The 26,312-nt window shown below is 63.0% G+C and carries 22 protein-coding genes; 10 read left to right on the top strand and 12 right to left on the bottom strand.

From position 1 onward, the window contains the following. Positions 1 to 5 precede the first annotated feature (5 nt). From nuoN to V3C85_RS09850, 4 genes are read left to right on the top strand one after another with little or no spacing between them, the layout of a single operon-like run. On the top strand, positions 6 to 1,445 hold the full coding sequence (gene nuoN / locus V3C85_RS09835; protein WP_331794910.1) for an NADH-quinone oxidoreductase subunit NuoN: 1,440 nt from the start codon (positions 6 to 8) through the stop codon (positions 1,443 to 1,445). A gap of 10 nt (positions 1,446 to 1,455) precedes the next feature. Next, on the top strand, positions 1,456 to 2,193 hold the full coding sequence (locus V3C85_RS09840; protein ID WP_331795275.1) for a biotin--[acetyl-CoA-carboxylase] ligase: 738 nt from the start codon (positions 1,456 to 1,458) through the stop codon (positions 2,191 to 2,193). A gap of 33 nt (positions 2,194 to 2,226) precedes the next feature. Next, positions 2,227 to 3,000, top strand: a complete 774-nt coding sequence (locus V3C85_RS09845) for a type III pantothenate kinase (protein ID WP_331794911.1) — start codon at positions 2,227 to 2,229, stop codon at positions 2,998 to 3,000. Next, the gene (locus V3C85_RS09850; RefSeq protein WP_331794912.1) at positions 2,997 to 4,676 is read left to right on the top strand and encodes a ribonuclease J; all 1,680 of its coding nucleotides are present in this window, start codon (positions 2,997 to 2,999) and stop codon (positions 4,674 to 4,676) included. Before V3C85_RS09845 ends, V3C85_RS09850 begins: the two co-directional genes overlap by 4 nt. Positions 4,677 to 4,749: 73 nt before the next feature. Here V3C85_RS09850 and V3C85_RS09855 read toward each other — a convergent pair whose 3' ends face one another. The 3 genes from V3C85_RS09855 to edd all read right to left on the bottom strand — a co-directional run bounded on the left by V3C85_RS09855 (position 4,750) and on the right by edd (position 10,019). Further along, a complete protein-coding gene (locus V3C85_RS09855) occupies positions 4,750 to 6,378 on the bottom strand; it encodes a DEAD/DEAH box helicase (RefSeq protein WP_331794913.1) in 1,629 nt (542 codons plus the stop codon). A 156-nt stretch (positions 6,379 to 6,534) separates the two neighbouring features. After that, positions 6,535 to 8,088: a hypothetical protein gene (locus V3C85_RS09860; protein WP_331794914.1), complete on the bottom strand. Its 1,554-nt coding sequence runs from the start codon at positions 8,086 to 8,088 to the stop codon at positions 6,535 to 6,537. 125 nt (positions 8,089 to 8,213) lie between these two features. Beyond that, complete coding sequence (gene edd / locus V3C85_RS09865) at positions 8,214 to 10,019, bottom strand: phosphogluconate dehydratase (RefSeq protein WP_331794915.1); 1,806 nt, start codon at positions 10,017 to 10,019, stop codon at positions 8,214 to 8,216. 205 nt (positions 10,020 to 10,224) lie between these two features. On the opposite strand from edd, the gene V3C85_RS09870 reads away from it, so the two are divergent. From V3C85_RS09870 to V3C85_RS09885, 4 genes are all read left to right on the top strand, one after another. Then, entirely contained in the window at positions 10,225 to 12,915 is a 2,691-nt protein-coding gene (locus V3C85_RS09870; protein WP_331794916.1) for a CHAT domain-containing protein, read from the top strand. A gap of 123 nt (positions 12,916 to 13,038) precedes the next feature. Further along, positions 13,039 to 13,716: a DUF6778 family protein gene (locus tag V3C85_RS09875; RefSeq protein WP_331794917.1), complete on the top strand. Its 678-nt coding sequence runs from the start codon at positions 13,039 to 13,041 to the stop codon at positions 13,714 to 13,716. 43 nt (positions 13,717 to 13,759) lie between these two features. Continuing rightward, a complete protein-coding gene (locus V3C85_RS09880; protein ID WP_331794918.1) occupies positions 13,760 to 14,977 on the top strand; it encodes an RSP_2647 family RNA methyltransferase in 1,218 nt (405 codons plus the stop codon). Next, positions 14,974 to 15,516, top strand: a complete 543-nt coding sequence (locus tag V3C85_RS09885) for an RSP_2648 family PIN domain-containing protein (RefSeq protein ID WP_331794919.1) — start codon at positions 14,974 to 14,976, stop codon at positions 15,514 to 15,516. Before V3C85_RS09880 ends, V3C85_RS09885 begins: the two co-directional genes overlap by 4 nt. Here the strand turns inward: V3C85_RS09885 and V3C85_RS09890 are convergent. The 7 genes from V3C85_RS09890 to V3C85_RS09920 form a co-directional block, all read right to left on the bottom strand. Beyond that, positions 15,513 to 16,208 (bottom strand): M48 family metalloprotease, encoded by a 696-nt coding sequence (locus V3C85_RS09890; protein ID WP_331794920.1) that lies wholly within the window; start codon positions 16,206 to 16,208, stop codon positions 15,513 to 15,515. The genes V3C85_RS09885 and V3C85_RS09890 overlap by 4 nt on opposite strands. Positions 16,209 to 16,223: 15 nt before the next feature. Continuing rightward, on the bottom strand, positions 16,224 to 16,859 hold the full coding sequence (locus tag V3C85_RS09895) for a DedA family protein (protein ID WP_331794921.1): 636 nt from the start codon (positions 16,857 to 16,859) through the stop codon (positions 16,224 to 16,226). Further along, positions 16,856 to 17,212, bottom strand: a complete 357-nt coding sequence (locus tag V3C85_RS09900; RefSeq protein WP_331794922.1) for a hypothetical protein — start codon at positions 17,210 to 17,212, stop codon at positions 16,856 to 16,858. The genes V3C85_RS09895 and V3C85_RS09900 overlap by 4 nt, the downstream gene beginning before the upstream one ends. Beyond that, positions 17,209 to 18,390, bottom strand: coding sequence for a vWA domain-containing protein (locus tag V3C85_RS09905; protein WP_331794923.1), 1,182 nt, complete (start codon positions 18,388 to 18,390; stop codon positions 17,209 to 17,211). Before V3C85_RS09905 ends, V3C85_RS09900 begins: the two co-directional genes overlap by 4 nt. 4 nt (positions 18,391 to 18,394) lie before the next feature. Continuing rightward, complete coding sequence (locus tag V3C85_RS09910) at positions 18,395 to 18,565, bottom strand: hypothetical protein (protein WP_331794924.1); 171 nt, start codon at positions 18,563 to 18,565, stop codon at positions 18,395 to 18,397. A gap of 53 nt (positions 18,566 to 18,618) precedes the next feature. Then, positions 18,619 to 19,998: a DUF2927 domain-containing protein gene (locus tag V3C85_RS09915; RefSeq protein WP_331794925.1), complete on the bottom strand. Its 1,380-nt coding sequence runs from the start codon at positions 19,996 to 19,998 to the stop codon at positions 18,619 to 18,621. Positions 19,999 to 20,608: 610 nt separating this feature from the next. After that, on the bottom strand, positions 20,609 to 21,448 hold the full coding sequence (locus tag V3C85_RS09920; RefSeq protein ID WP_331794926.1) for an AAA family ATPase: 840 nt from the start codon (positions 21,446 to 21,448) through the stop codon (positions 20,609 to 20,611). A gap of 171 nt (positions 21,449 to 21,619) precedes the next feature. Here V3C85_RS09920 and dksA point away from each other — a divergent pair, with 171 nt between their 5' ends. Together dksA and V3C85_RS09930 are read left to right on the top strand one after the other, a co-directional pair. Beyond that, positions 21,620 to 22,042 (top strand): RNA polymerase-binding protein DksA, encoded by a 423-nt coding sequence (dksA, locus tag V3C85_RS09925; protein ID WP_331795276.1) that lies wholly within the window; start codon positions 21,620 to 21,622, stop codon positions 22,040 to 22,042. 123 nt (positions 22,043 to 22,165) lie between these two features. Beyond that, positions 22,166 to 23,350: an FAD-dependent monooxygenase gene (locus tag V3C85_RS09930; RefSeq protein WP_331794927.1), complete on the top strand. Its 1,185-nt coding sequence runs from the start codon at positions 22,166 to 22,168 to the stop codon at positions 23,348 to 23,350. Here V3C85_RS09930 and V3C85_RS09935 read toward each other — a convergent pair. Then, complete coding sequence (locus V3C85_RS09935; RefSeq protein WP_331794928.1) at positions 23,347 to 24,420, bottom strand: YeeE/YedE thiosulfate transporter family protein; 1,074 nt, start codon at positions 24,418 to 24,420, stop codon at positions 23,347 to 23,349. The genes V3C85_RS09930 and V3C85_RS09935 overlap by 4 nt on opposite strands. A 204-nt stretch (positions 24,421 to 24,624) precedes the next feature. Further along, a complete protein-coding gene (hutU, locus tag V3C85_RS09940; protein WP_331794929.1) occupies positions 24,625 to 26,310 on the bottom strand; it encodes a urocanate hydratase in 1,686 nt (561 codons plus the stop codon). Positions 26,311 to 26,312: the final 2 nt, after the last annotated feature.

Here is a 26,312-nt window from a genome sequence, read left to right on the forward strand (position 1 = left end):
GATCCATGACCGCTGCAGATTTCAATACCGTCCTGCCGGAACTGGTGCTGGCGATTTATGCCATGGCCGCGCTGATGTTTGGCGTTTACACCGGCAAAGACAAGACCGCGCCGATGCTGGTCTGGGCGACCTCGGGCCTGTTTCTGGCCCTAGCCTTGTTCATCGGCTTTGGCGGGGCAGGGGCGCGCACGGCCTTTGGCGGCATGTTCGTCGATGACCCCTTCGCCCGCTTTGCCAAGGTGGTGATCCTTGTTTCGGCCGCAGCCGTGATGATGATGTCGCAAGACTATATGCAACGTCGCGGCCTGCTGCGCTTTGAATTCCCGGTTCTTGTCACCCTTGGTGCGGTCGGGATGATGATGATGGTCTCGGCCGGTGACTTGATGGCGCTGTATATGGGGCTAGAGCTGCAATCGCTGTCGCTTTACGTTGTGGCCGCCATGCGGCGCGACAGTGCCAAGTCCTCTGAAGCGGGGTTGAAGTATTTCGTGCTGGGGTCGCTGTCGTCGGGCCTGTTCCTCTATGGCGCGTCGCTGACCTATGGCTTTGCCGGAACCACGCAATTTGCGGGTATCTTGTCAACGCTGGGGCATGGCGAGCTGCCTGTGGGCCTGATGTTTGGCATGGTGTTCATGCTGGCGGCACTGGCGTTCAAGGTCTCGGCGGCGCCTTTCCACATGTGGACGCCCGATGTTTACGAAGGCTCGCCCACTCCGGTGACGGCGTTCTTTGCCACCGCGCCCAAAGTCGCGGCCATGGCGCTGATCGCACGTCTGGTGCATGACGCCTTTGGTGGCATTCCGGGCCAATGGGGGCAGGTGCTGGCGGCTTTGGCCGTGATCTCGATGTTCCTTGGGGCCATTGCCGCCATCGGACAGCGCGACATCAAGCGCCTGATGGCCTATTCCTCGATTGCCCATATGGGCTATGCGCTGGTTGGGCTTGCCTCGGGCACGGCGCAGGGTGTGCAGGCGATGCTGGTTTACATGGCGATTTACGTCACCATGAATATCGGCACCTTTGCCTTCATCCTGTCGATGGAACGGGATGGCCGCCCGGTGACGGATATCCAAAGCCTGAACATGTTTTCCAAGAAGGAGCCGCTGAAGGCGCTGGCCGTGCTGGTGCTGATGTTCAGCCTTGCCGGCGTGCCGCCGATGGTTGGCTTTTTCGGTAAGTTCTATGTGCTGAAAGCCGCCGTTGACGGGGGCATGGCCTGGCTGGCGCTGGCGGGGGCTGTCGCCTCGGTGATCGGCGCCTTCTACTACCTGCGCATCGTGTTCTACATGTATTTCGGCAAGGATCAGGACCCGGTCGAAAGCAACATGGTGCCGGTGCAATGGGTGCTGATGGTGGCCGTGGCCGTGATCATGGTGCTGGGGGTGGTCAACCTGTTTGGCATCGAACCCGTCGCTGCCGTGGCGGCCGAAGCTCTTGTCCGCTGACACCTGGCCTATGGGGGTGGGGCGTGTGCTCCTCCCCTCGGTCGACTCGACCAACGCCGAAGCCTTCCGCCGGGCCCCGGATCTTTCGGGGCCTTGCTGGATTCTGGCGGCCGAGCAGACCGCAGGCCGTGGCCGCCGCGCGCGGGCATGGTCAAGCCCGCAGGGGAACTTTTACGCAACCTTGGTGATGCACCCGCACGAGGCCCCGCAGATCGTAGCCTTGCGATCCTTTGCCGCGGCGCTTGCCCTGCGTGACGCGCTGGCCGGTGCCACGGGAACGGGGGCGGGGCTGGCCCTGAAATGGCCCAATGATGTGCTGATGAACGGTGGCAAGGTGGCTGGCATCTTGCTGGAAAGCCATGGCTCGGGGCAGGGGGTGGCGGCGCTGGCCATCGGTATCGGTGTCAATCTGATCGCACATCCTGACCCCCACCTGATCGAGCAGGGGGCCGTGCCGCCCGTCAGCGTCTTGTCAGAAACCGGCGTGCGGCTGACGCCCGAGGCGTTGCTGAACCATCTTGCCCCCGCCTATGCGCGGTGGGAAGCGGTGTTCGCAACACAGGGCTTTGCGCCCCTGCGCACGGCCTGGCTGGCCCATGCGGCACGGTTGGGCGAAAAGATCATCGCCCGCACGGGCACGCAAAGCCGCGAAGGCCTGTTTGAAACGATTGATGCCGAGGGCAATCTGATCTTGCGCATGGCGCAGGGGCCGCTTGCCATTCCTGCGGCAGAGGTGTTCTTTTCATGACTGCCCGGCAGACCAGAACGCGAAAGGTGTTCCATGCTTTTGGCCATTGATTGCGGCAATACGAATACCGTGTTTTCGATCTGGGATGGCACAAGGTTCATTGCCACCTGGCGCTGTGCCACAGATCACAAGCGCACGGCGGATGAATATTTCGTCTGGCTGTCGTCCTTGATGACCGTCACGCGAACCGAAGCCACGATCACCGAGGCGATCATTTCCAGCACTGTGCCGCGGGTGGTGTTCAACTTGCGTGTGCTGTGCAACCGTTATTTCGAATGTCGCCCACTGGTGGTGGGCAAGCCGGAATGTGCGCTGCCCGTGATGCCGCGGGTGGATCAGGGCACGACTGTGGGGCCTGATCGTCTGGTCAATACCGTGGGCGCGCATGATCGCTATGGCGGCGATCTGATCGTGGTCGATTTCGGCACAGCCACCACCTTTGATGTGGTCGATACGGATGGCGCCTATGTGGGGGGCGTCATTGCGCCGGGTGTGAACCTGTCGCTTGAGGCGCTGCACATGGCCGCTGCCGCCTTGCCCCATATCGATGTGGCCAAGCCCATAAAGGCCATCGGCACGAATACGGTGGCTTGCATGCAATCGGGCGTGTATTGGGGATATATAGGCCTTGTAGAAGGCATCGTGCGTGAGGTGCGCCGTGAACGCGAACGCCCTTGCAAAGTCATCGCAACCGGTGGACTTGCGTCATTGTTTGCCCAAGGCACCGACCTATTTCATTCGATCGAGGATGACCTGACCATGCATGGTCTTGTCCTGATCAACGACTACAACAAGGAAACCGCATGAGCGTGAAACAACGTCTGATCTACCTTCCCCTTGGCGGTGCGGGCGAGATCGGGATGAACTGCTATGTTTATGGCTATGGTCCCGAAGGCAAGGAACGGCTGATCGTTGTCGATCTGGGCGTGACCTTCCCCGATATGGACAGCAGCCCCGGCGTCGATCTGATCATGGCCGATATCAAATGGCTGGAAGATCGGGTGGACCGCGTCGAGGCGATCTTTATCACCCATGCACATGAAGACCATATCGGCGCTTTGGGCCTGTTGTGGCCCAAGCTGAAGAAAAAGGTCTATGCCCGTCGGTTTACCGCCATCGTGGGCCGGTTGAAGCTGGATGAGCAGGGCCTGCCGCTGGATACATTGACGACGGTCGATCCTTGGCCCGCCCGCGTCACGGCTGGCCCGTTCGAGGTTGGCTTTGTGCCGGTCAGCCATTCGATCCCGGAATCGAGCGCTCTGGTGATCGACACGCCAGCAGGCCGGTTGTTCCATTCGGCTGATTTCAAGATCGACCCCGAACCCGTGGTGGGCGAGGCATGGGATGATGCGCTGATCAAGTCGATTGCCGAAGAACGCCCGATCAAGGCGCTGATGTGCGATTCCACCAACGTGTTCTCGCTGCATGCGGGCCGGTCGGAAAGCACGCTGAAAGACCCGATCCGTGATCTGATCAAGTCAAAAGGTGGCATGGTTGTGGCCACCACCTTTGGCTCGAACGTCGCGCGTCTGAAGACGCTGGCCGATGCGGCCCGCGCGGCGGACCGGTCGGTTTGTGTGCTCGGCCGGTCGATGCGCCGCATGCTCTCGGCATCAGAGGAAGCAGGCGTCTTGCCGAACTTTCCGCGCACAGTCGCCCCGGAAGAGGCGCTTGAAATTCCGCGCGGCAATCTGATGCTGCTGGTGACCGGCAGTCAGGGCGAACGGCGCGCGGCTTCGGCACAGCTAAGCCGGGGCAAGTATCTGGGCTTGCAGATGAAGCCCGGCGATACATTCCTGTTCTCGTCCAAGACCATTCCGGGCAACGAACGCGATGTGCTGAAAATCATGAACGCCTTTTCGGAAATGGGCGTGGATGTGATTGATGACAGCAACGGGCTTTACCATGTGTCTGGCCATGCCAACCGCCCCGATCTCGAGCATGTGCATCGGCTGTTGCTGCCCGACATGCTGATCCCGATGCATGGCGAACATCGCCACCTGCGCGAACATGCCCGCATCGCGACCGAAGCGGGGATCGCGGCCGAAGTGGCCACCAACGGTATGATGATCGACCTGACGGGCGAAGAGCCGCAGGTGGCCGAATATATCGAAACGGGCCGGCTGTATCTGGATGGATCGGTGCTGATTGGCGCGCTGGACGGCGTGGTGCGTGATCGCATTCGCATGGCGCTGAACGGCCATGTCATGGTGACAGTGATCCTTGACGAACAGGATGAGCCATTGGGCGAGGCTTGGGTTGAAATCTCGGGCCTGCCGACGGTGGGCCGCGGCGAACGTCTGCTGGCAGAAACGCTGGAAGCCGATCTGACCGATTATCTGGACAAGGCCGGGGCCAAGGTTCTGCGCGACGATGAAAAGCTGGACGAGGCGCTGCGCCGCGTGGTGCGTCAGGTGGCCGTTGAAGAAATCGGCAAAAAGCCCGAGGTGACGATCGTGGTCAGCCGGTTGCAGGCCGAATAAACCCCTTGGGTAAGAAATGCAAAAGGCCCCGCAATTGCGGGGCCTTTTGTCGTTTCACCTGTCGTGCTGACGCTTACGCATCGCTGCTGGCAGCAACCGCGTCATCGGCATCATCCTGCTCGGTGGCAGGGGTCGAGATCTTGAAGCTGCGCAAAATGAAATCTGGCACATGATCGCCCATCCCAACAACGCCCGAGTCGCGACGATCATCCCGGCGATAGTCATTCCGGTCTTCGCGGCGGTCACGGCGATCATTCCGCTCGCCGCCACGCTCGTCCCGGCGCTCGCGCCGATCGTCGCGGCGCGGTTCACGCGCCTCGCGCTGTTCGGCGGCGGCGATCACCGGCATGGTGGGTTCGGGCTGGCTTGGCTCGGCCACCACGGGCTGGCTGATCGGTTCCATGCTGGCGGGCGGCATCGATTCATCACGCTTGGGCTTGCGATCACGATCCCGTTCGCGCCCCCGGCTGCGGCGTTCGCCCCGCTTGGTATCGGTGCCATCACGGCGGTCGGTCCGGCTGCGGTCGGCGCGGTCTTCCAAACCATCCAGCGCCCCTTCGGGCAGGGTGCCGCGCGGGATGTCTTGTTTGACCAGGCTTTGGATGTTGGTCAGATACTTGTCATCGGCGGTGACGGCGATGGTAAAGGCCTTGCCCAAACGCCCGGCGCGGCCAGTGCGGCCAATCCGGTGGACGTAATCTTCGGGGTGACTGGGCACGTCAAAGTTGAACACATGGCTGACGGCCGGAATATCAAGACCACGGGCCGCAACATCCGAGGCCACCAGAAACTTCAGGCTGCCATCGCGGAAGGCATCCAGCGTTTTCATGCGCTGCGATTGTTCCAGATCGCCGTGGATGGGGGCCGCATCAAAGCCATGCGCCTTCAGCGACTTGGCCACCACATCCACATCCATCTTGCGATTGCAGAAGATGATGGCATTGGTGCAGCTTTCGCCCTCTTGCTTGATCAGCGCCCGCAGGACGGCGCGCTTTTCGGTAAAGCTGCGGTCCTTGCGGCTGGGGGCGAATTGATACAGCAGTTGTTCGATGGTCGCCGATGTAGAGTTCTGGCGCGCCACTTCCACCTTGGCCGGATTGGACAAGAAGGTTTTGGTGATCCGCTCAATCTCGGGGGCCATGGTCGCCGAGAAGAACAGGGTTTGGCGGGTAAAGGGCGTCAGTTGGAAAATACGCTCGATATCGGGAATGAACCCCATGTCCAGCATGCGGTCGGCCTCATCCACCACCATGATCTCGACGCCCTGCAACAGCAGTTTGCCGCGCTCGAAATGGTCAAGCAGGCGGCCCGGTGTGGCGATCAGAACATCAACGCCACGGTCGATCAGCTTGTCTTGCTCGCCAAAGGCGACGCCGCCAATCAGCAAGGCCTTGGTCAGCTTGGTGTGCTTGGCATAGGTGTCAAAGTTTTCCGCCACCTGGGCGGCCAGTTCGCGCGTGGGCGCCAGCACCAGGCTACGCGGCATCCGGGCGCGGGCCCGGCCACGGCCAAGGCGCGTGATCATCGGCAGCGTAAAGCTGGCGGTCTTGCCTGTGCCGGTCTGGGCAATGCCCAAGACATCGCGGCCCTCAAGGGCGTGCGGGATGGCCTCGGCCTGAATGGGGGTGGGGGTTTCGTAGCCTGCTTCGGCGACGGCTTTCAAAACGCGCGGGTCAAGCGCGAGGTCGGAAAATTTGATCATGTGCGTCCTAAACGGCAGGATCGGCCTGCGTGGAATCGAGGGACGCAATGTTCCGGGCGCCCCGGCGTCGGCGGTCTGTTGCCAAACCTTCGGTTGGGTTAGCCGAAAACCGCATCACCGTCAAGCCGCGCGCAGGCGGCAGCGGTTTTGCCCCGGTCAGCCCGCCTTTCGCAGGTGTTTTTGCGGGAACAGTTCACCGTGGCGCTGCTCGGCCTCTTCGACACGGCTTTGCGCCAGCGGATAAACCTCGGCATCGGGTGACCATTCAAGACCAAAGGGAATGGCCGCAAGATCAGGGTCGATGCGGAACAGCACATCATCCACGGTGCGGCCCGACAGCCGATAGGCATCGTCGAACCCCAGGGCCAAGGTCATCAGACGCCGTGAATTGAACGGCGAGAGGTAGAAGCAATGCCAGTTCGCCGGAAAACCCGACCCAAGGCTTGCCGAGTAAAACACCTCTAGGAACATGAAATCGGGCTGCTTTTCCAACGCATTGCGGGGCAGGGTTTGCAACCAGTTGGTGAAAAGCGGGCGAAAGCGGTTGGCAACCTCTGTCGTGAAATGTTCGATCGGAACCGGAAACAGCTTGCGCATCTGCCAGTGAAAATCCTTCCACTTGGCCTTGTTCGTCCAACTGACGTAAACCGCGCGCAAAAGATCGGTCTGGTGACCGCGCAGCACAACGGCCCCGGGCCGGATCATCGCTTGCACGCCCAGGCTCATTTCATTTGGGGCCGATGTCACGACCCCGGCTGCGATCTGAAAGGCGCGCTGGTTGCGTTCTGCGCGCTGAATGTCACGCGGGCGGCGCATTGGGCGACGCATATGCACCTCATGCGGCACGCCCAACTTCTGGCTGATGTCGCGTGCCACCTCGGCATCGCGGCGGGTGCCGGCATTGGTGACATGGGTAAAGAACTGGCTGATCTTGTCACGATGCGGCCCGGCCATCGCCAAAAGCAAACGGCTGTCGCGGCCCGCCGACAAGGGCATCACGCAATCATGCGCAGCGGCCAGCGCGCCGATATTATGGCGGGTGATCTTGATGATCTGGTCAACCGCACGGCCATAGTCCTTGGGCGAATGTTCAAACACTTCCTCGCGCGGCCAATGCCGGGTTTCGTGGAAATTGGCCAGATCCAGATAGAAATTCGGGTTCATCCGGGTGACTTCGGCGTCGATCGTGGTGAACAGGGTAAAGCGGCCCCCATGTTCGCGCAGCGCGTCGAAATCATACAGCGGGTTTGGCATCACCTCGCGGTCGATGCACAACAACGGAGACGAGGCCACGCGCCGGGTTTGCGGGTTATAGACAACGCCGTTCATCCCGACCGGATCGCAATAGACGCGCTGCTCATCGGCCATATCCAGCACAATCGTATAGCGCCCGGCCAGATCGATCAGCCAGCTTTCGAATTCATCAAGGCAGTCATCGCTGCGGGCCGAAAGGCGCGGCACCATATGGCTGGCCCCCAGCGCGCCTTCGGGCGCGACGGCGACACCCAGCAAAAGGCCGATGGGGGCACCTTCGCAATCCAGCAGTTCAGTAACGGGCAACGCCTGACCGATATACAGATGAAAGCGGCCAAACCGTCGCCGCGCCATGCCGGTGATCGCAACCTGTTGTCGCGAGATAAGATACTGATAGCGAAAGATCTCGCTGAACGGCAGGCGTTCAGCGCGGCATTGGCGCTCGGCTTCTGTCATGGTCTGCTCGTATTGGTTTTTCTTTTTATACGAACAGGGTGCGGAATTCTTCAGACTCTGTAAAGAAATGCCGCAGGCGGGCGACGCCCCCTGCGGCCATTGTTGCAAAATTACACGGTCGCGCCTTACAGCACCACGGCCGCGCCGGTATCTGCCGTGCCCACATTGCGGCGGAACGCCTCAAACAACTCGCGCCCGATGCCATGGCTGTTGGCCGTCAGATCTGCGCCGATGGGTTCACGATGCGCGAAATCATCGGCCAGAACCGACAGCGTGCCCGCCGCTGCATCCAGCCGCACGATGTCGCCATCGCGCAGACGCGCCAAAGGGCCGCCCTTGGCCGCCTCGGGGGCGACGTGGATGGCCGCTGGCACCTTGCCGCTGGCGCCCGACATGCGGCCATCTGTGACCAAGGCAACTTTCAGGCCGCGATCTTGCAGCACAGACAAAACCGGCGTCAGCGAATGCAACTCGGGCATGCCATTCGCTGATGGGCCCTGAAACCGCACGACCACCACGGTGTCGCTGGTGAATTCACCCGCCTTGAAGGCGGCCTTGACGGCATCCTGACTGTGGAAGATGCGGGCCGGGGCCTCGATCACATGGCGGTCGGGGGCCACTGCCGAAATCTTGATGACCCCGCGCCCCAGATTGCCGGTCAGCTGTTTCAACCCACCCTGCGGCGCAAAGGGGGCCGAGGCGGGGCGGGCAATCTTTTCGTTCAGGCTGGTGGTCGGGCCGGGCTTCCAGCCCAGTTTGCCGCCCTCAAGCGTGGCCTCTTGACGATAGGCCGCCAAGCCTTCGCCGGCCACGGTCTTGGCATCTTCGTGCAACAGCCCGGCATCCAGCAACTGATTGATCAGGAACTGCAAGCCGCCCGCGGCATGGAAATGGTTCACATCCGCCAAGCCGTTGGGGTAAACCTTGGCCATCAGCGGCACCACATCCGACAGATCCGCGAAATCCTGCAAATCCAGCAGCACGCCCGAGGCCCGCGCCATGGCCGGCAGGTGCAGCACCAGATTGGTTGACCCGCCCGTGGCCATCAACCCGACAATGCCGTTCACATAGGCGCGTTCATCCAGAATTTCCCCCGCCGGGCGGAAGTCATTGCCAAGCGCCGTGATCTGCGCCGCGCGCTCGACGGCGGCTGTGGTCAGCGCCTCTCGCAACGGGGTGCCTGGGTTGACAAAGCTGGCCCCCGGCAGGTGCAGGCCCATGAACTCCATCAGCATCTGGTTGGTGTTGGCAGTGCCGTAAAAGGTGCAGGTGCCGGGGCCGTGATAGCTGGCCATTTCAGCGGCCATCAGCTCTTCGCGGCTGGCCTTGCCTTCGGCATAGGCGTTGCGCACCTTGGATTTTTCATCATTGGGCAGGCCACTGGGCATCGGGCCTGCGGGCACGAACACCGCCGGAATATGGCCAAAGGTGCCTGCGGCCATGATCAGCCCCGGCACGATCTTGTCGCAGACGCCCAGATAAAGCGCCGCGTCAAAGGTATTGTGCGACAGTGCCACACCCGCCGCCAAGGCGATCACATCGCGCGAAAACAGCGACAGCTCCATCCCTGGCTGGCCTTGGGTCACCCCATCGCACATGGCCGGAACGCCACCCGCCACCTGCGCGGTGGCACCCGCCTTGCGCGCGGCGGCGCGGATCAGGTCGGGGAATCGCTCATAGGGTTGGTGGGCCGACAGCATGTCATTATAGGCGGTGACAATGCCGATATTGGGGGCCCGCACGGCGGCAAGGGTATCTTTATCGTCGGTCATCGCAGCATAGGCATGGGCCTGATTGCCACAAGACAGATGGCCGCGCGCAGGCCCTTGGGCCACGGCAGCATTCATCCGCGCCAGATAATCGCCGCGGCTGTCACGGCTGCGCTCGCGGATGCGGTCGGTAACACGGGCAAGGGTCGGGTGCAGGGGCATGATATCCTCATCGGCTTTGACGGTGCGACGGGCGGGCCGTCACCTCGGGCGTCACATTCTGGTGTAGGTCTGATTGACGCCAACCATATTCTGTTAGCGCTAACGAGGCAAGCGAAAGCGCAAACCGGGCCTGCGCCAAGGCTGACGGCATTTGTCATGCGCCATCGTCTTTACAGAAGGCCGCCCGGCAGCCGATACTAAGCCCATGTTCAAGACACTGCCAGTTTTTCTGTTTGCCGTCACGCTTGGTCTGGCCCCCCCGCTGGCCGGACAAGAGCTGTTTCCGCTGGATCTGCCCGCGCAGGTGCAGCAAGACCGCGACATTCTGGCCCCGCTGATGCAGGAGGGCAATTGGCAGGCGGCGCTGCCAGTGCAGCAGCGGATCGCGGCGGCGGTGCAGGCGGCGGGGGGGCCTGTGCATATCCGGGCACTTCGGGAAAACACCATTTACCTGCGCCTGCTGGACAACACCGGCCAGACCGAGGCGGCGCTTGACGGGGCCTTGGCGCAATGGCACCGGGTGACAGAAAACTATGCGCCCTATGCGCCCCAGCGGATGGAGCCGGGGTTGCTGGTGGCCGAGTTGCTGGCCAAGTCAGGCCGCACGGCCGAGGCGCTGCCCATAGCGCTGGAAATCGCCCGCAACTCGGAACAGGGGCTGGGGGCGCAATCTTCGCTGACGGCGCTGGCCCGGTTTCAGGCGGTGCAGGTGCTGGACAGGATGGGTTATCTTGACGAGGCCGTTGTCGCCTATGCCGATCTGATCGCCGCGTTGCAGCGTGATGGGTCCGAGGATGCTTTGGGCATTGCGGCCGGGGTTGCCGTGCGCCGTGGCTTTGCGCTGTCGCGTTTGGGCGACTATGCCGGGGCGGCGGTCGAATATGCCACGGCAGATCGCCTGAACTCCCGCGTCAAAGGTGCGCTGCACCCGGAAACCATCGCCAGTCGCCGCCTGTTGGCGCGGGCGCTGTTTGATATCGAAGACATGCCCGGCATGAAGGCCATTCTTGACACCAATTTTACCGCGGTAGAGCAGGTCTTTGGCGCCGATAGCGTGGAATATGCCGATTGGCAGCGCCTGCAGGCCCGGTGGGAACAGGTGGCAGGGCAGGGGCCCGAAGTGGCTGTTCCGATCATGCGCGCCGCAGTGGCACGAATGGAGGCGCGCTTGCCCGAAGGTGACCGCTTTCTGGCCGAGGCGCAGCGCGATCTGGCCGGGCTGCTCAGCTTTGTCGGTGCCTTTGATGAGGCCTATGCCGCCTATCAGAAGTCAGAGGCCGGTCTGCCGCCCAACCGAAAGCTGGCGCTGGATCTGATCGGCTATATGGAAGATCAGGGGCAGCTGGACGCAAGGGCAATGGCGGATCAGGTGGTGCCTGTGTTGCAAGACACCGCCTGGGGGCGGGCGCGGGGCGCGGTGGATGAGCAGACAAAGCGCGCCATGCTGTCGTCTGATGCATCGCGCGCCTTGTATCGCCAGATTTCGGATTTGGCCGAACGGCGCGCGGTGGTCGAGGCCGATCTGTCCGATCTGGCCACCCGACCCAAAGCCAATGGCGACCCCGCCCGCGAAACGGCGCTGCGGGGCGAATTGGCACAGATCGCCAGCCAGTCGCGTGATCTGACCCAAAGCCTGACCGAGTCTGATCCGGCCTTTGCCGGCATTGCCGGGCTGGTCGATTTGGATATTCCTGCCATTCAGGCGCTGCTGTCCGAAGATGAGGTTTTTGTCATCATCGACCATCAGCGCCATGATGAGGAATGGTCCTATGCCGTGGCTGTCACGCATGACCGCGCGATGGCGCGCAAATTCTGGGTGCCGGTGGCCGATCTGACGGGCTGGGTGAATGACATCCGCGCGTCAGTTTCCCTGCGGCTGGGGGTGCGGGGGGCGGCGGCGCTTGAGGGGGCGGCCCCAGAGCGGCCCGAGGATTTCCCCTATCAGGCGGCATGGCGGGTTTATGAAAATTCCTTCCTGCACGTCTGGGAATTGTTTGACGACAAGCCCCATGTGCTGGTCGATCTGCGCGGCCCGATGACGGGTTTGCCCCCGGCGCTGTTGTTGGCCTATGAACCGCGCCCCGAAGAAACGCTGGAAACGGCCCCGTTTCTGGTGCGAATGAAATCGCTGACCGTGCTGCCGTCGGTTTCGGGTCTGCGTGTGGCGGCCCTGTCGCGCGAAAGGGCCGCGGCCCCCAAGGCCTTTGCCGGTTTCGCCGACCCGGTCTATGACGCCGATGCGGCAGGCGCGCTGCTGCTGGCCGATGCGGGCGGGCAGCCTGCCACGCTGCTGCGCGGCGCGCTGGCGCCTTTGCCCGAAACCGCGCAAGAGGTGGCGCAGGTGCGCGCCGCGGTGGCAGGCACTGATCCGGCCCGGATCTGGCAGGGCTTGGGCGCGACCGAGGCTGCGGTGAAATCTGCCGATCTGGACGCCTATCGGATGCTGTATTTCGCCACCCATGGCCTTGTGGCGGGGGATCGGGCGGGCACCACACTGCTGACAGAACCGGCCCTGGCCTTGACACCGGGGGCGGGGGAAGATGGCTTTCTGACCGCCAGTGAAATTGCCCGGATGCGCCTGAATGCCGATTGGGTGGTGCTGTCGGCCTGCAACACCGCCGTGGGCGAGGTGCCGGGGGCCGAGGCCCTGTCAGGGCTGGCGCAGGCGTTTTTATATGCAGGCGCGCGCGGCATGCTGGTCAGCCATTGGCCGGTGGAAAGCCGCTCGGCGGTGCAGTTGATGACCGATACCTTTCGCATCCGTGCCGAAAGCCCCGATCTTCCCGCCGCCGAAGCGCAGGCCCGGGCCATGCTGGCCATGCTTGAAGGGCCAAATCCGGCCTGGCATCACCCGGCTTTTTGGGCGCCCTTCGTTCTGGTGGGGCGGCCCGACTAAGCGGCCACCACTGCCATAATTGCCCCAAAAGCTGTCCAGAGCTTCCCGCATTTGAACGCAATCTCGCCGCTTTTTCGGGCGACCGTCACTCTATCGGAAAGAACTTCCGCAGAGGATTGCCCCATGACCCGCATGATGATCACGATGCTTGCCGCTGCAACGCTGTTGTCGGCCTGCGTTGCCAGCGATGACGTTAGCCGTTCGGTGAACCCGATCACCGAAAGCAGCCAGTTCAACGCAGTCGAGTCCAATCTGCCCAAGGTCATGGTGGGGCAATACAGCGTGCAGGCGGTGAATGTTTCCGTTCCCAGATCGCTGCGGGTGTCCGAGGCCAATATGTTCTACCCGATCGCCGACATCGTGTGGCGGGGGGATGTGCGGGGGGATCGCCATGCCCAGATCAAGTCGATTTTTGACGAGGCCGCTGCCAAGGTCTCGGCGGTGATGACCCAAGGCCAAGCTGCCATTGTCGATGTCGAGGTGTTGCGTTTCCATTCGGTCACGGAAAAGACCCGCTACACCGTGGGCGGGGTGCATGATGTCAAATACATCCTGACTGTGCGCGACGCCCAGAGCGGTGCCATTCTGGACGGCCCGCGCAAAGTGCATGCCGAGGTCAAGGCCGCTGGCGGGGCACAGGCCGTTGCCGAAGAACAGGCCGGCCGCACGATGCGCGTGGTGATTGTCGAGCGTCTGGTCAATTCCTTGCGCGCCGAGCTGAGCGCACAGGTCACAGACCCGCTGTTGGTCAGCCAAGCATTGAGCGGCGTTCCGTCGGATTTCACGACCAACGCGAATTAAGGGGCATTCCCCAGCATATCAAGATCGGGTAAGGGGGGGCATGATGACCTCCCCTTTGCCCCATCCCGATCAAACCCGCCCCGTTGTTCGCCTGCGCCCCAAGGCCGAGGCCCGTGCCATCCGGCATGGGTTTCCTTGGGTTTATGCTGACGAACTGGTAACCGACCGCCGCACCCAGGGTCTTGCCCCCGGCACGCTTGCCGTGCTTGAGGATGCCGAGCGCCGCCCGCTTGGGTTGGTGACGGTGAACCCGAAATCCAAGATCATCGCCCGCATGCTGGATCGCGACCCCGAGGCGTCGATTGATCAGGCGTGGTTTGCGCAGCGGCTGGCGCGCGCGCTGTCGTTGCGCTCGGTTATGTTTGACGCGCCCTTTTACCGGCTGGTTCATGCCGAAGCGGATGGCCTGCCCGGTGTGGTGATCGACCGTTTTGGCGATGCGGCCGTGGTGCAACCCAATGCGGCTTGGGCCGAGGCGCATCTGACAGATCTGATCGCTGCCCTTGTGGCCGTGACCGGGGTGACGGCTGTGGTCAAGAACGGCTCGGGTCGTGCGCGCGGGTTGGAAGGCCTGGCCGAAGAAGTGGTGCTGGCGCAGGGCCAGATCGCAGGGCCGATTGCCGTGCCGATGAACGGCGCAACCTATATGGCCGATCTGCTGGGCGGCCAGAAAACCGGCCTGTTCTATGACCAGCGCCCCAACCACGCCTTTGCCGCCCGTCTGGCGCGCGGCGCGCGGGTGCTGGATGTGTTTTCCCATGTTGGTGGCTTTGGTCTGGCCTGTCTGGCCGGGGGGGCGGCGTCGACGCTGTGTGTCGATGGTTCGGCCCCGGCACTGGATCTGGCCGCGCAAGGGGCAAAAGCCATGGGGATGGAATCGCGCTTTGCCGCGCGTCAGGGCGATGCCTTTGCCGTGCTGGAAGCCCTGGCCGAGGAAGGGGCGCAATTTGACGTGGTCATCTGCGACCCGCCGGCCTTTGCCCCGGCCAAACCGGCGCTGGAGGCAGGGCTGCGCGCCTATGAACGCATCGCACGTCTGGCCGCACCTTTGGTGGCGCCGGGTGGCTATCTGGGCCTATGCTCTTGCTCTCATGCCGCTGATCTTTCAGCCTTTCGCAATGCCAGCGCCCGTGGCATCGGGCGCGGCGGGCGGCGTGGGCAGATCATCTACACCGGCTTTGCTGGCCCCGATCACCCCGTTCTGCCGCAACTGGCCGAAGGCGGCTATCTGAAGTCGCTGTTCTTTCGGCTGGATGGATGAAGGCGGTTCTGGATGCCTGCGTTTTGTATCCCACGGTGCTGCGCGAGATCTTGATCGGTTGCGCAGCACAGGGCCTGTTTCAGCCCCTGTTTTCCGAGCGCATCCTGGGCGAATGGGTGCGCGCCACGGCCAAGCTTGGCCCCGGCGCCCCGGTGATTGCCCAAGGCGAGGCGGCGCTGTTGCGCGCCCAATTCCCCAAGGCGATGGTTCGCGCCCAGGATGCCATCGAGGCGCGGCTGCATCTGCCCGACCCGAATGACGCGCATGTGCTGGCTGTGGCCATCGCGGGCCATGCCGATTGCATCATCACCTTCAACGCCAAAGATTTCCCGCGCCATACCCTGGCCGAAGAGGGCGTGGATCGCCGCGACCCGGATGGTTTCTTGTGGGAGTTGCAGTCGCGCCATCCTGATCAGGTGGGGCAGGTGGTGGCCCGCGTGCATGCCACCGCCTGTCGGCTGTCGGGGCAAGAGATTGCGCTGAAGGCGCTGCTCAAGCGCGTCAAGCTGAACCGCCTGGCGCGGGCCATGGTGGGCTAGTCGCCGCGTGCCAATGTCCAGCGGGCCTCGGCAGCCTCGATCGCGGCGATGCGGTCTGCCGTTTTCGGGTGGCTAAGCAACCAGGCCGGAATGCCCGCACCTGCGCTTTTGGTCAGTGCATCCAGTTTGCGAAACAGCGATTTTTGCGGCGCCGTGCCAATCCCCGCCTTGGTCAGCAAGGCGCTGGCATAGGCATCGGCCTCAAATTCATCGCGGCGCGACAGGCGCGCCATCAGGGCAGATGAAATCAGGCTGGCGATCCAGACACCCACAACCGGCAAAAACCGGTTCAGCAAAGCCGACAGCATCACAAACACGGCATTCTGCCCGGTAAAGTCGATGATCCGCCGCCGGGTATGGCCAAGCGCGACATGACCCAGCTCATGCGCGATGACGCTGGCCATTTCCTCGGCCGAAACCTCGCCCCGCGCCTTGCGGTTCAAAAAGCCGCGGGTCAGGAAGATGCGCCCATCGGCCACGGCCAAGCCGTTCACTGCCTCAATCTCAAAGACATTCACCTTGATCTGCGGCACATCCAGCGCCTGTGCCATCTTGTCGGTCAGCCGCAAGATCGCCGGGTCGGTCAGCGGCGTGCTTTGCGCATCCAGCATCTTTGACGTGCGCCAAACCGAAAAGCGCCACATCAGCAGCGCATAGCCTAGGGCCAGAAAGATGGGCAGAAATTTGATCATGGGCTATAGATAGGGTCAGTCCTGCGCTTCGGAAAGGCCCCGGCGCGCTTTGCGCTGCGCATGTTCCTTGCGCGCCAGCAGCAGCAGCCACCAGCCCAAACCCAGCACCGCCGTGCCCGACGCGACAAGGCCAAGGATCGAGCCCAGCATATCGGACGCTGCCGACAGATTTCCGGCAAAGCCCCGGCCCATCAGCACATAAAGAGAGCACCAGACCACCTCTCCCAACGCGGCCCACAGGGTAAAGCGCAGCCAGTTGTGCCGCATCGCGCCCGAGATCACGTTGACATAAGGCCCAAGCGGGCTGAACAGCCAGCGCGACAGAAAGACGGCGATGCCCCCCTTGGCCTCCATCGTGCTGCGGGCCTTGGTGACGACCTTGGCCCGCGACGGGGCCTTGGCGATACGGTCAAGAAACGGTCCGCCGCCCATGCGACCTGCGCCATAGCCGACCTGATCGCCGGCCAATGCCCCCGACAGGGCCGAGACGACAACCTGCCACAGCACCAGATCGCCCGCCGCCGCAAAGCCGCCCGCTGCCAGCATGATCACCGACGCCGGAATGGGCAGCGCAAGGCACGAGGCAAAGGTGGTGCCTGCGATCAACCAAAGCCCATAGGTGGGCACAAGTGCCAGCAGCCAGTCTGTCATGGGCGCGGTGCCAGATGTGCGTCGCGCTCGGCCTGCAATTCGGCCACGGTCACTTCGACCAATGCGATCACCACCGCAAGGGGCATGCCCTGATCCTCGGCGATCTGCTCCAGCGTCAGGGGGCGCCCCCCATCGGGCGGCGGCAGGCCGGCCCGCCGATCAATCTCTCGCGGGGGCACGCCCCAACTGCGGCCGACATAGCCAATGGTCATCCAGCCCGCGATGGGTTCTTCGCGGTGCTGCGCCCAGTACACGGTGCGCACCACGATCCGCCCGGTCAGGAACAGGGACAGCGCAAGGGCCAGAACAAAGGCCCCGACCAGAATGGGGTGTCGCCGGGCCAGACCTATCATGTCAGTTCCTTGATCCCGCGCGCGATGCCATCAAGCGTCATCGGCACCATGCGGTTGGTAAAAATCCCCTGGATCAGGCGGGTGGACTGGGTATAGGGCCAATGCTGTTCGGGCACCGGGTTGATCCACAGATGTTTGGGCCATTGGTCACAGGCGCGTTGCAGCCATACCTGTCCGGACTCGGGGTTCCAATGTTCATTGGCCCCGCCGGGATGCAGGATCTCATAGGGGGACATACTGGCATCGCCCACGAAAATGCATTTGTAATCAGACCCATAGGTGCGCAGAACCTCTTGCGTCGGGGTCTGCTGATCCCAGCGGCGATGGTTGTCTTTCCACACACCTTCATAAAGGCAGTTGTGGAAATAGAAGTGCTGCATATGCTTGAATTCTGCCTTGGCGGCAGAGAACAATTCTTCCATCACCTTGACATAGGGGTCCATCGACCCGCCGATATCCAGAAACAGCAGCACCTTCACCGCATTGCGCCGCTCGGGCCGGGTTTGCACGTCCAGATAGCCGTGATCGGCTGTTGCGCGGATCGTGCCATCCAGATCCAGTTCTTCCCCTGCGCCATCGCGCGCCCATTTGCGCAGACGGCGCAAGGCCACCTTGATGTTGCGTGTGCCCAGTTCCACCGTGTCGTCCAGATTGCGAAACTCACGCTTGTCCCAAACCTTGACGGCGCGCTGGTGGCGGCTTTGGTCTTGGCCGATGCGCACGCCTTCGGGATTGTAGCCATAGGCGCCAAAGGGGCTGGTCCCCGCTGTGCCCACCCATTTGTTGCCCCCCTGATGGCGGCCCTGCTGTTCGGCCAGCCGCTGGCGCAGGGTTTCCATCAGCTTGTCAAATCCGCCCAAAGCCTTGATCTGGTCGCGCTCCTCGGCGCTCAGATGCTTTTCGGCCAGCTTTTCCAGCCAGTCGCGTGGCAGATCAACGGCTTGCAGCACCTGTTCGGCGGTAATTGCGTCAAGCCCTTGAAAACTGGCGGCAAAGGCGCGGTCAAAGCGATCCAGATGTCGCTCATCCTTGACCATCGCGGTGCGGGCCAGAAAGTAGAACGCCTCGGGATCATAGGTGGCCAGCCCGGCGGCCATACCTTCTAGAAAGGCCAGGTATTCGCGCAGACTGACCGGCACGCCCGTTCTTCGAAGGGTTTCGAAAAAGGGCAGGAACATGCGATCAGCCCCGCAGCATGGTATCAAGGATCAGGGTTGCAAACAGGCCCAAAAGGCCAAAGGCGATGGCAAAACCCGCAGCATATTGCGCCATATCCAACGGCTTGCCGCCGCGCTTTTTCGCCAACAATGCCCCGCCGAGTGCGCCAAACACCAGACCCGCGATCACGATCATGCCTTATCCCTTGCCTGCCTTGTGGCGGAAAGGGACAAAGCCCAGCCCCGCCGTTACCCGCGCCGACCGCGGGCGGCAAGCGATGCGATATCGCCCATCCGTGCCCGCACCTGCGTGTCCGAACCGAAGGCATAGCGCGCCCAGCCCAGACTGTCGAGACGGGCCGACCGTGCCTCGGCGTCGCGGCCCGTGGCCTCCAGCGCCTCGGCCCGCATGGCCAGCAACGACGACAACAGGGACGCATTCTGATGGGTGCGCGCCACGGGAACAGCGCGGTCGGTCATGCGAATGACCTCGTCGAACTGGCCCGACGACAGGGCAAAGGCCGAAAGCTGCATGTCAACATGGGCGACATGAATGGCGGCACCGGGCGTGTTGCGCCAGATCCGTGCGGCCTCGTTATAATCGGCGATCGCGCCCGATGTATCGCTGCCCGTCTTGGCACGGGCGCGGGCAAAGTAGCTAAAGGCCAGGCGGCCATCGTTCCACCCCTGCGCCCGGGCAATGCCGATCAGGCGATCTGCCATCGACAGCCGCGCCCCGGAACGGCCCGCAAAGGTTGCCTCGACCGTTGAAATCCAGCTGCGCGGTGTCATTGCCTTGGGGCCTGTGCCGCGGCCCTGACCTGCGGGGTTCAGCCGGGCCAGAATGGCGGGCAGGCGTGCCGCGACTTCGGCCTCGTTCATGCCTGACCGCAATTCAGGCGCATAGTGAACGCGCAGCATCAGCATGTCAAAGCCGGTCAGCACGGCATGGAAGTTGTCGTCGTTAAAGACCGAATCAGGTAGGCGGAACAGATCGTTCAGCGGGCCCATGGCTTGGGCCAGTTCTTCATGCAGGCAGTCACGCACCTCCTGCGGGCTGGTGTCGCTGGGCACGAAAATGGTGGCCTGCTTGCGGTGGGTGATCCGGCCCCAATCCGTCGCGGCCGTGCCGCGCGCTTTCATATATTCGCCAAACGACCCGACATTGGGCACCACGAAACAGGCGGCAGACGGCACGGCCCGGCGCAGGGTGGATTTGGGCATGAATTCGATGGTGATGCTGGGCTGCGTTCCGGCAGAGGCCATCGAGACGTCAAGGCCCGCCTCGTTGCGCATCCGGCCCAGAACACGCTGCAATTCGCTGGTGGCCACGGGGGGCACATCGCCGCGCAGACCAATCGTGATCGGGCCGTCAAACCGGGTCAGAACGGGCAGGGCGCGGCCACTTTCCATCCTGAACTCTAGGTCCAGAAAGTCGGCGGCCATTTCGGCATTGCCCCGCGTCACCCCAATGGGCTGCGCCGGAACAAAGGCTTGCATCACGGCAAGACCCTGATCGGTGGTTCGACCGTCAATGAACCCTTTTGAAACCTCGGCCGGTGGCGTCGCAACGCATGCGGTCAGGAAACTGGTAAGGGCAAGGCTGGCAAGCAGCGAAGGAAGGCGCATGAGAGTGGCAGCTCTTTTGCACGAGGGAGGGCCAAGGGCCGCCCCGGTTTCAATGGACGCAGGCGGACCGGGCAGAACCGGTCCAACACAGCACGATGCAGTCTACGGGATCCCCCCAGATCCCGCCCCCTGATCCACGGCCTGCTTGCGCGACCGCCGGGCAGAGAGAAGTCAGAGCATGCAACCACGGCCCCCGCCGTGATCTTGCCCCCGCCAAAACCGACAATCGTGCCCACAGGGCCATGCGCCGCGCCAAAAAGGCGGCGGATCGCGTCTGGTCCAAAGGGTGCACCTGATGCCATTCGAGAGGCCTTGTGTCGGGTTTCGGCAAATTTCAATCAACAAGTCTGCAATGTCTGCAAAGGGGCAGCATTGTGTCAATCTTGTGGATTCCGCATCTTCAAGGCGAGTCTATGGGTGGCAGGCAACCAAGGCCAAACCACCGCATCTACGATCACTCTATCACGCAATATTGCGGTATATTTCAGAAAATCGGTGTTTCGTGATCGGTTTGTGGCAGAACTGTGGCTAAACCATGGCAATCACGCCCGATTCGAGAATCTGGAAACAGTCGATTGTGACTGTTCCAGAATCTGAAACAGGCGGGCCGTCAGCGACCAGAGCGCGCCATGAAGGCAAGACGCTCGAACAGATGCACATCCTGTTCGTTCTTAAGCAGCGCCCCATGCAGCTTTGGCAGCATGGCCTTGCCATCGCGCTTCAGGTCTTCGGGGCCCAGATCTTCGGCCAAAAGCAGCTTCAGCCAATCCAGCACTTCGCTGGTGGATGGCTTTTTCTTAAGCCCCGGCATGTCGCGCAGTTCATAGAACTGGGTCAGCGCCGTGGTCAGCAGCGCCTCTTTGATATGGGGGAAATGCACGTTGACGATGGCGCGCATGGTGTCGGCATCGGGAAAGCGGATGAAATGGAAAAAGCAGCGACGCAGAAAGGCGTCGGGAAGTTCTTTTTCGTTGTTAGAGGTGATGATGACGACAGGGCGGTGCCTGGCGCGGATCGTCTCGCCGGTTTCATAGACATGGAATTCCATCCGATCCAGTTCCTGCAACAGGTCGTTGGGAAATTCGATGTCGGCCTTGTCCACCTCGTCAATCAGCAAGACCACCCGCTGTTCGGCCTCGAACGCTTGCCACAGCTTGCCCTTGCGGATGTAATTCTTGACGTCATTCACCCGCGCATCGCCCAACTGGCTGTCGCGCAGGCGGCTGACGGCATCGTATTCATAAAGGCCCTGTTGTGCCTTGGTGGTTGATTTCACATGCCACTCGATCAGCGGCAGGCCCAGGGCCTGCGCCACCTGCCGGGCCAGTTCGGTCTTGCCGGTGCCCGGCTCTCCCTTGACCAGCAGGGGGCGCTGCAAGACGACAGCGGCATTCACCGCCACCGACAGGTCTTCGGTTGCCACATAGGTCTCGGTCGAGGTGAACTTCATGCCCGGCTCCGGTCTTTACACGCTTTTGTGGCGTGACCCTAGTGCGGGCCACAAAATCTCGCAACGCCTAGTGACATTAGAACGAAAAGGGGCTAACTGCACCGCCAGCAGGAGTGCGCCATGACAGAAGCCCACCTGTCGGCCCGTTCCGACACGAAGGAGAGTGCTGCTATGAAGCAAGAAGCGTTCTTGCCGGATGACTACCGGCCCGCTGAAACCGAACCTTTCATGAATGCAAGGCAGCTGGAATACTTCCGTCGCAAGCTGTTGAACTGGAAGGCCGAGCTGCTGGACCAAAGCGCCGAGACGCTGGACAACCTGACAGACAGCGGCCGCAATGTTCCAGATATTGCCGACCGGGCCAGCGAAGAAACCGACCGTGCGTTGGAATTGCGCACCCGGGATCGCCAGCGCAAGCTGATTGCCAAGATCGACGCGGCGCTGCGCCGGGTCGACAACGGCGAATATGGCTATTGCGAAATGACGGGCGAGCCGATCAGCCTTAAACGCCTTGATGCGCGCCCGATTGCAACGATGACGCTGGAAGCGCAAGAAAAGCATGAGCGGCGCGAAAAGGTTCACCGCGAGGATTGATCCTTTCGTCGCAGGCCCGCCGGCAGTCCTATGCTTGCCGGGGGGATGCGACGACGACAGTATCGCGCCGGGCCCAAGGGTCCGGCGTTTTCATTCCTGACTGCCCATCAAAGGACCACGGCCATGAGCCTGATCGGACAAAAGGTCACCCTGCTTGGGGCTGGTATTGCAGGCCTTGCTGTGGCGCGTGCCTTGGCGTTGCGCGGGGCTCAGGTCACCATTCTGGAACAAGCTGATGCCATCCGCGAGGTCGGGGCAGGCCTGCAGGTCAGCCCGAATGGCGCGGCGGTGCTCAAGGCGCTTGGATTGGGCGATGCGCTAGAGTCACGGTCGCTGCGCGCGCAGGCGGTGGAACTGCGCGACGGATTGGGCGGGGATGTGGTCACCCGGCTGGACGTGGCGCGCCTGCGCCCTGACCAAGGCTATCATTTTCTGCATCGGGCCGATCTGATTGATCTTTTGTTGCTAGGCGCGCGTGAGGCTGGCGTCGAGATGCGCCTGTTGCAGCGGATCGAGCATGTTGATCTGTCTGGCCCGAAGCCCCGCTATACCACGGCCCAGGGTGCCGAGGCCGAGGCCGATCTGCTGATCGGGGCCGATGGGCTGCATTCGCGCCTGCGAGAGGCGCTGAATGGCAAGGTGGCGCCGTTCTTTACCCGGCAGGTGGCGTGGCGGGCGTTGATCCCGGCCGACGGGTCGGATGCGCCGGTGGCCGAGGTGCACATGGGGCCGGGGCGCCACATCGTCAGCTATCCCTTGCGGGGCGGCACGCTGCGCAACATCGTGGCGGTAGAAGAACGCAACCGCTGGGTCGATGAAAGCTGGTCGCTGCGCGATGACCCGATGGAATTGCAGGTGGCCTTTGAGCAGTTTTCGCCACGGGTGCGGGGGTGGCTGGGCCAGATCAAGGATGTCTGGCTGTGGGGCCTGTTTCGCCATCCGGTTGCGCGACGCTGGCATGCCGTCACCCCGCACGGGGCCGCCGCTCTTTTGGGGGATGCGGCGCATCCGACCCTGCCGTTTCTGGCGCAGGGGGCCAGCATGGGGCTGGAGGATGCATGGGTCTTGGCCCAAAGCCTTGGCACCCATGACAGCCTGGCTGCGGGGCTTGCCGCCTATCAGGCCGCCCGTGCCCCGCGCTGTGCCCGCATTGTCGAGGCTGCAAACCGCAATGCGCGGGCCTATCATTTGTCAGGCCCGCTGCGCGATGTGGCGCATCTGGGCCTGAAGTTCGGCGGGTGGGTGGCCCCGCAGATGGCGCTGAAGCGCTTTGACTGGCTCTATGGCCATGATGTGACGGTGGCTTAGGCCACAGCCGAGGCGGACCCGGCCTTGGATGCCCCCGCCAGCACAAGGTTTGCACCCATGGCCCCCGCAATGATCGCGCCCAGCGCCAGCAGGGCTGCGACCGACAAGGTCGCGCCGCCCGCAAGGCCAGCCCCCACGGTGCAGCCCCCGGCCAGCACACCGCCGACCCCCATCAGAACCGCGCCCAACGCATAGCGCAGCGTCTGTTCGGGTGTCTCAAAGCTTTGCAGATGCAGCTCGCCCCGAAACAGGGCCGACAAGAAGGCCCCGCCAAGAACACCGCCGACAAAGCCGACGCCAAAGGTGGCAGGCAGGGCGGTCGAGGCGATGGTCCAGAACAGCGTTTCGGTCCAGGTCAGGGTAAAGGCCACGCTTTGAACGGGCAGGGGGTCAAATTCGTCAAGCAGCAGCACCGAAGTGCCGGCCCAGCCGGCGGCAACGACAAGGCCAATTAGGCCCCCAAGGCCAAGGTGAAACAGGCTTGCGCCCGACCGCCATGCCAATACCAACAAGGGCAGCGCGACAACGGGCGCCCAGAGCGCAGCCCCGCCCGGCAGATCCGCCAGTGTTGCCACGGGGCTGGTCACCGTCACCGCGACCAGCGCCTCACGCAGGGGCGACAGAACGCCTTTCAGCATGGCATGGGCGATCACGGCAAAGACCACGATCACAGTCAGCGCCCGCAGGTTGCCCGAGGCCCCCAGAACTGTCAGCCGTGACATGCAGCCCCGCGTCAGCACCATGCCCACGCCAAAGGCCAGACCACCCAGCACAATGGCCACAATCGGCAAGTCGGCGCTGATCCAGCGATGGCCCGACAGATCGGCAAAGCCCAAGGCCCCAGCCCCCCACAGCGCCAGCACCCCGGCTGCAAAGGCCGCCATCCAGACGCCTGCGGCCGCCTGACGATCACTTGCCCCAGTGCGATCACTTGCGCCAGTGTCGATGGCGCGGCGCAGGCAAAACTGAGAGATTTGCGCAGCGATGCCGAACAAAAGGCCAAGGGCCAGCCCCAGACCGATATGCAAAACCCGTGGGTCGATACCGAAATCATAAAGTTCAAGCAGCATCCGCGACTCCTTAGCCAGACCAGGATGATCGCCTAACGCGGCTCAGCGCGCGCCGTCAAATCGCCGGGGGGGAACAGTGTTCTGCCCCACAGTCGATTTGCAGGACAAAGGGGCGCTTTGCGGGGGTGCTGGTTTTTCTTCAGACCAGATCGGGGCCGAACCGGGCAATCCCGGTCCTTATTTGCAAGGGCTGGGCGGCCGGTATCAGTTTCCCAAGATCCCCGGCAGCCGCAGGCCATGGTCGCGCGCACAGTCCAGCGCGGTTTCATAGCCCGCATCGGCATGCCGCCAGACGCCCGAGGCCGGATCGTTCCACAGCACCCGCTCCAGCCGCCTTGCGGCCTCGGCTGTGCCATCGGCCACGATCACCACACCCGCATGTTGCGAAAAGCCCATGCCCACGCCGCCGCCATGGTGGATCGACACCCATGTCGCCCCCGAGGCCGTGTTCATCAGCGCATTCAGCAGCGGCCAGTCCGACACCGCATCCGATCCGTCTTTCATCGCCTCGGTCTCGCGGTTGGGGCTGGCGACCGAGCCTGCGTCAAGATGGTCGCGGCCAATCACGATCGGGGCCTTCAATTCACCACTGGCAACCATGTCATTGAACATCAGCCCGGCGCGGTGCCGATCGCCAAGGCCGATCCAGCAGATCCGGGCGGGCAGGCCCTGAAAGGCGATGCGCTCGCCCGCCATATCCAGCCAGCGGTGCAGATGGGCGTTGTCCGGGAACAGCCGTTTCATCGCGGCATCGGTCTTGCGGATATCTTCGGGGTCGCCCGACAGCGCGCACCAGCGAAAGGGGCCAATGCCCTTGCAAAACAGCGGGCGGATATAGGCGGGCACAAAGCCGGGGAAGGCAAAGGCGTTGTCAAAGCCTTCGTCCTTGGCCACCTGCCGGATGTTGTTGCCGTAATCCAGCGTGGGCACACCGGCATTCCAAAAGCCCACCATCGCCTCGACATGGGCGCGCATGGCGGCGCGGGCGGCGGCCTGGACCTCGGCGGGGGCAGTTTCCTGTTTGGCCCGCCAGTCGGCCACGCTCCAGCCTGCGGGGCAATAGCCGTGCAGCGGGTCATGGGCGCTGGTCTGGTCGGTGACGATATCGGGGCGGGGGCCACCGGCCTGCATCCGCGCCAGAAGTTCTGGGAAAACCTCGGCCGCATTGCCCAAAAGGCCCACGGATTTCGCCTGTCCCTTGGCTTTCCAGTCGGCGATCATGGCCAAGGCTTCGTCCAGCGTCTGCGCCTTGGCATCAAGATAGCGGGTGCGGATGCGAAAATCGATGCGGGTTTCGTCCACCTCGACCGCAAGGCAACAGGCCCCCGCCATAACAGCCGCCAGAGGTTGCGCGCCCCCCATGCCGCCCAAACCCCCGGTCAGAATCCAGCGCCCGGTGAGATCGCCGCCGTAATGCTGGCGGCCGGCTTCGGCAAAGGTTTCATAGGTGCCCTGGACGATGCCTTGGGTGCCGATATAGATCCAGCTTCCCGCCGTCATCTGGCCATACATCATCAGGCCCTTGCGATCGAGCGCGTTGAAATGCTCCCATGTGGCCCAATGCGGCACCAGATTGGAATTGGCGATCAGCACGCGCGGGGCATCGGCATGGGTGCGGATGATGGCGATGGGTTTGCCTGATTGCACAAGCAGCGTCTCATCTTCCTCCAAATCCTTCAGCCCCGCCACGATGCGGTCGAAATCTTCCCAAGTGCGGGCGGCGCGGCCGATGCCGCCATAGACCACCAGCTCGTGCGGGTTTTCGGCCACATCGGGGTGCAGGTTGTTCATCAGCATCCGCATCGCCGCCTCGGCCCCCCAAGTCTTGGCGGTTTTTTCCGGGCCTGTGGGGGGGAAGATGTCGCGCAGGTTGTGGCGGGGATTGGTCATGG

The organism is Pseudotabrizicola sp. L79 (assembly GCF_036553525.1).
Taxonomy (GTDB): Bacteria; Pseudomonadota; Alphaproteobacteria; order Rhodobacterales; family Rhodobacteraceae; genus Pseudotabrizicola.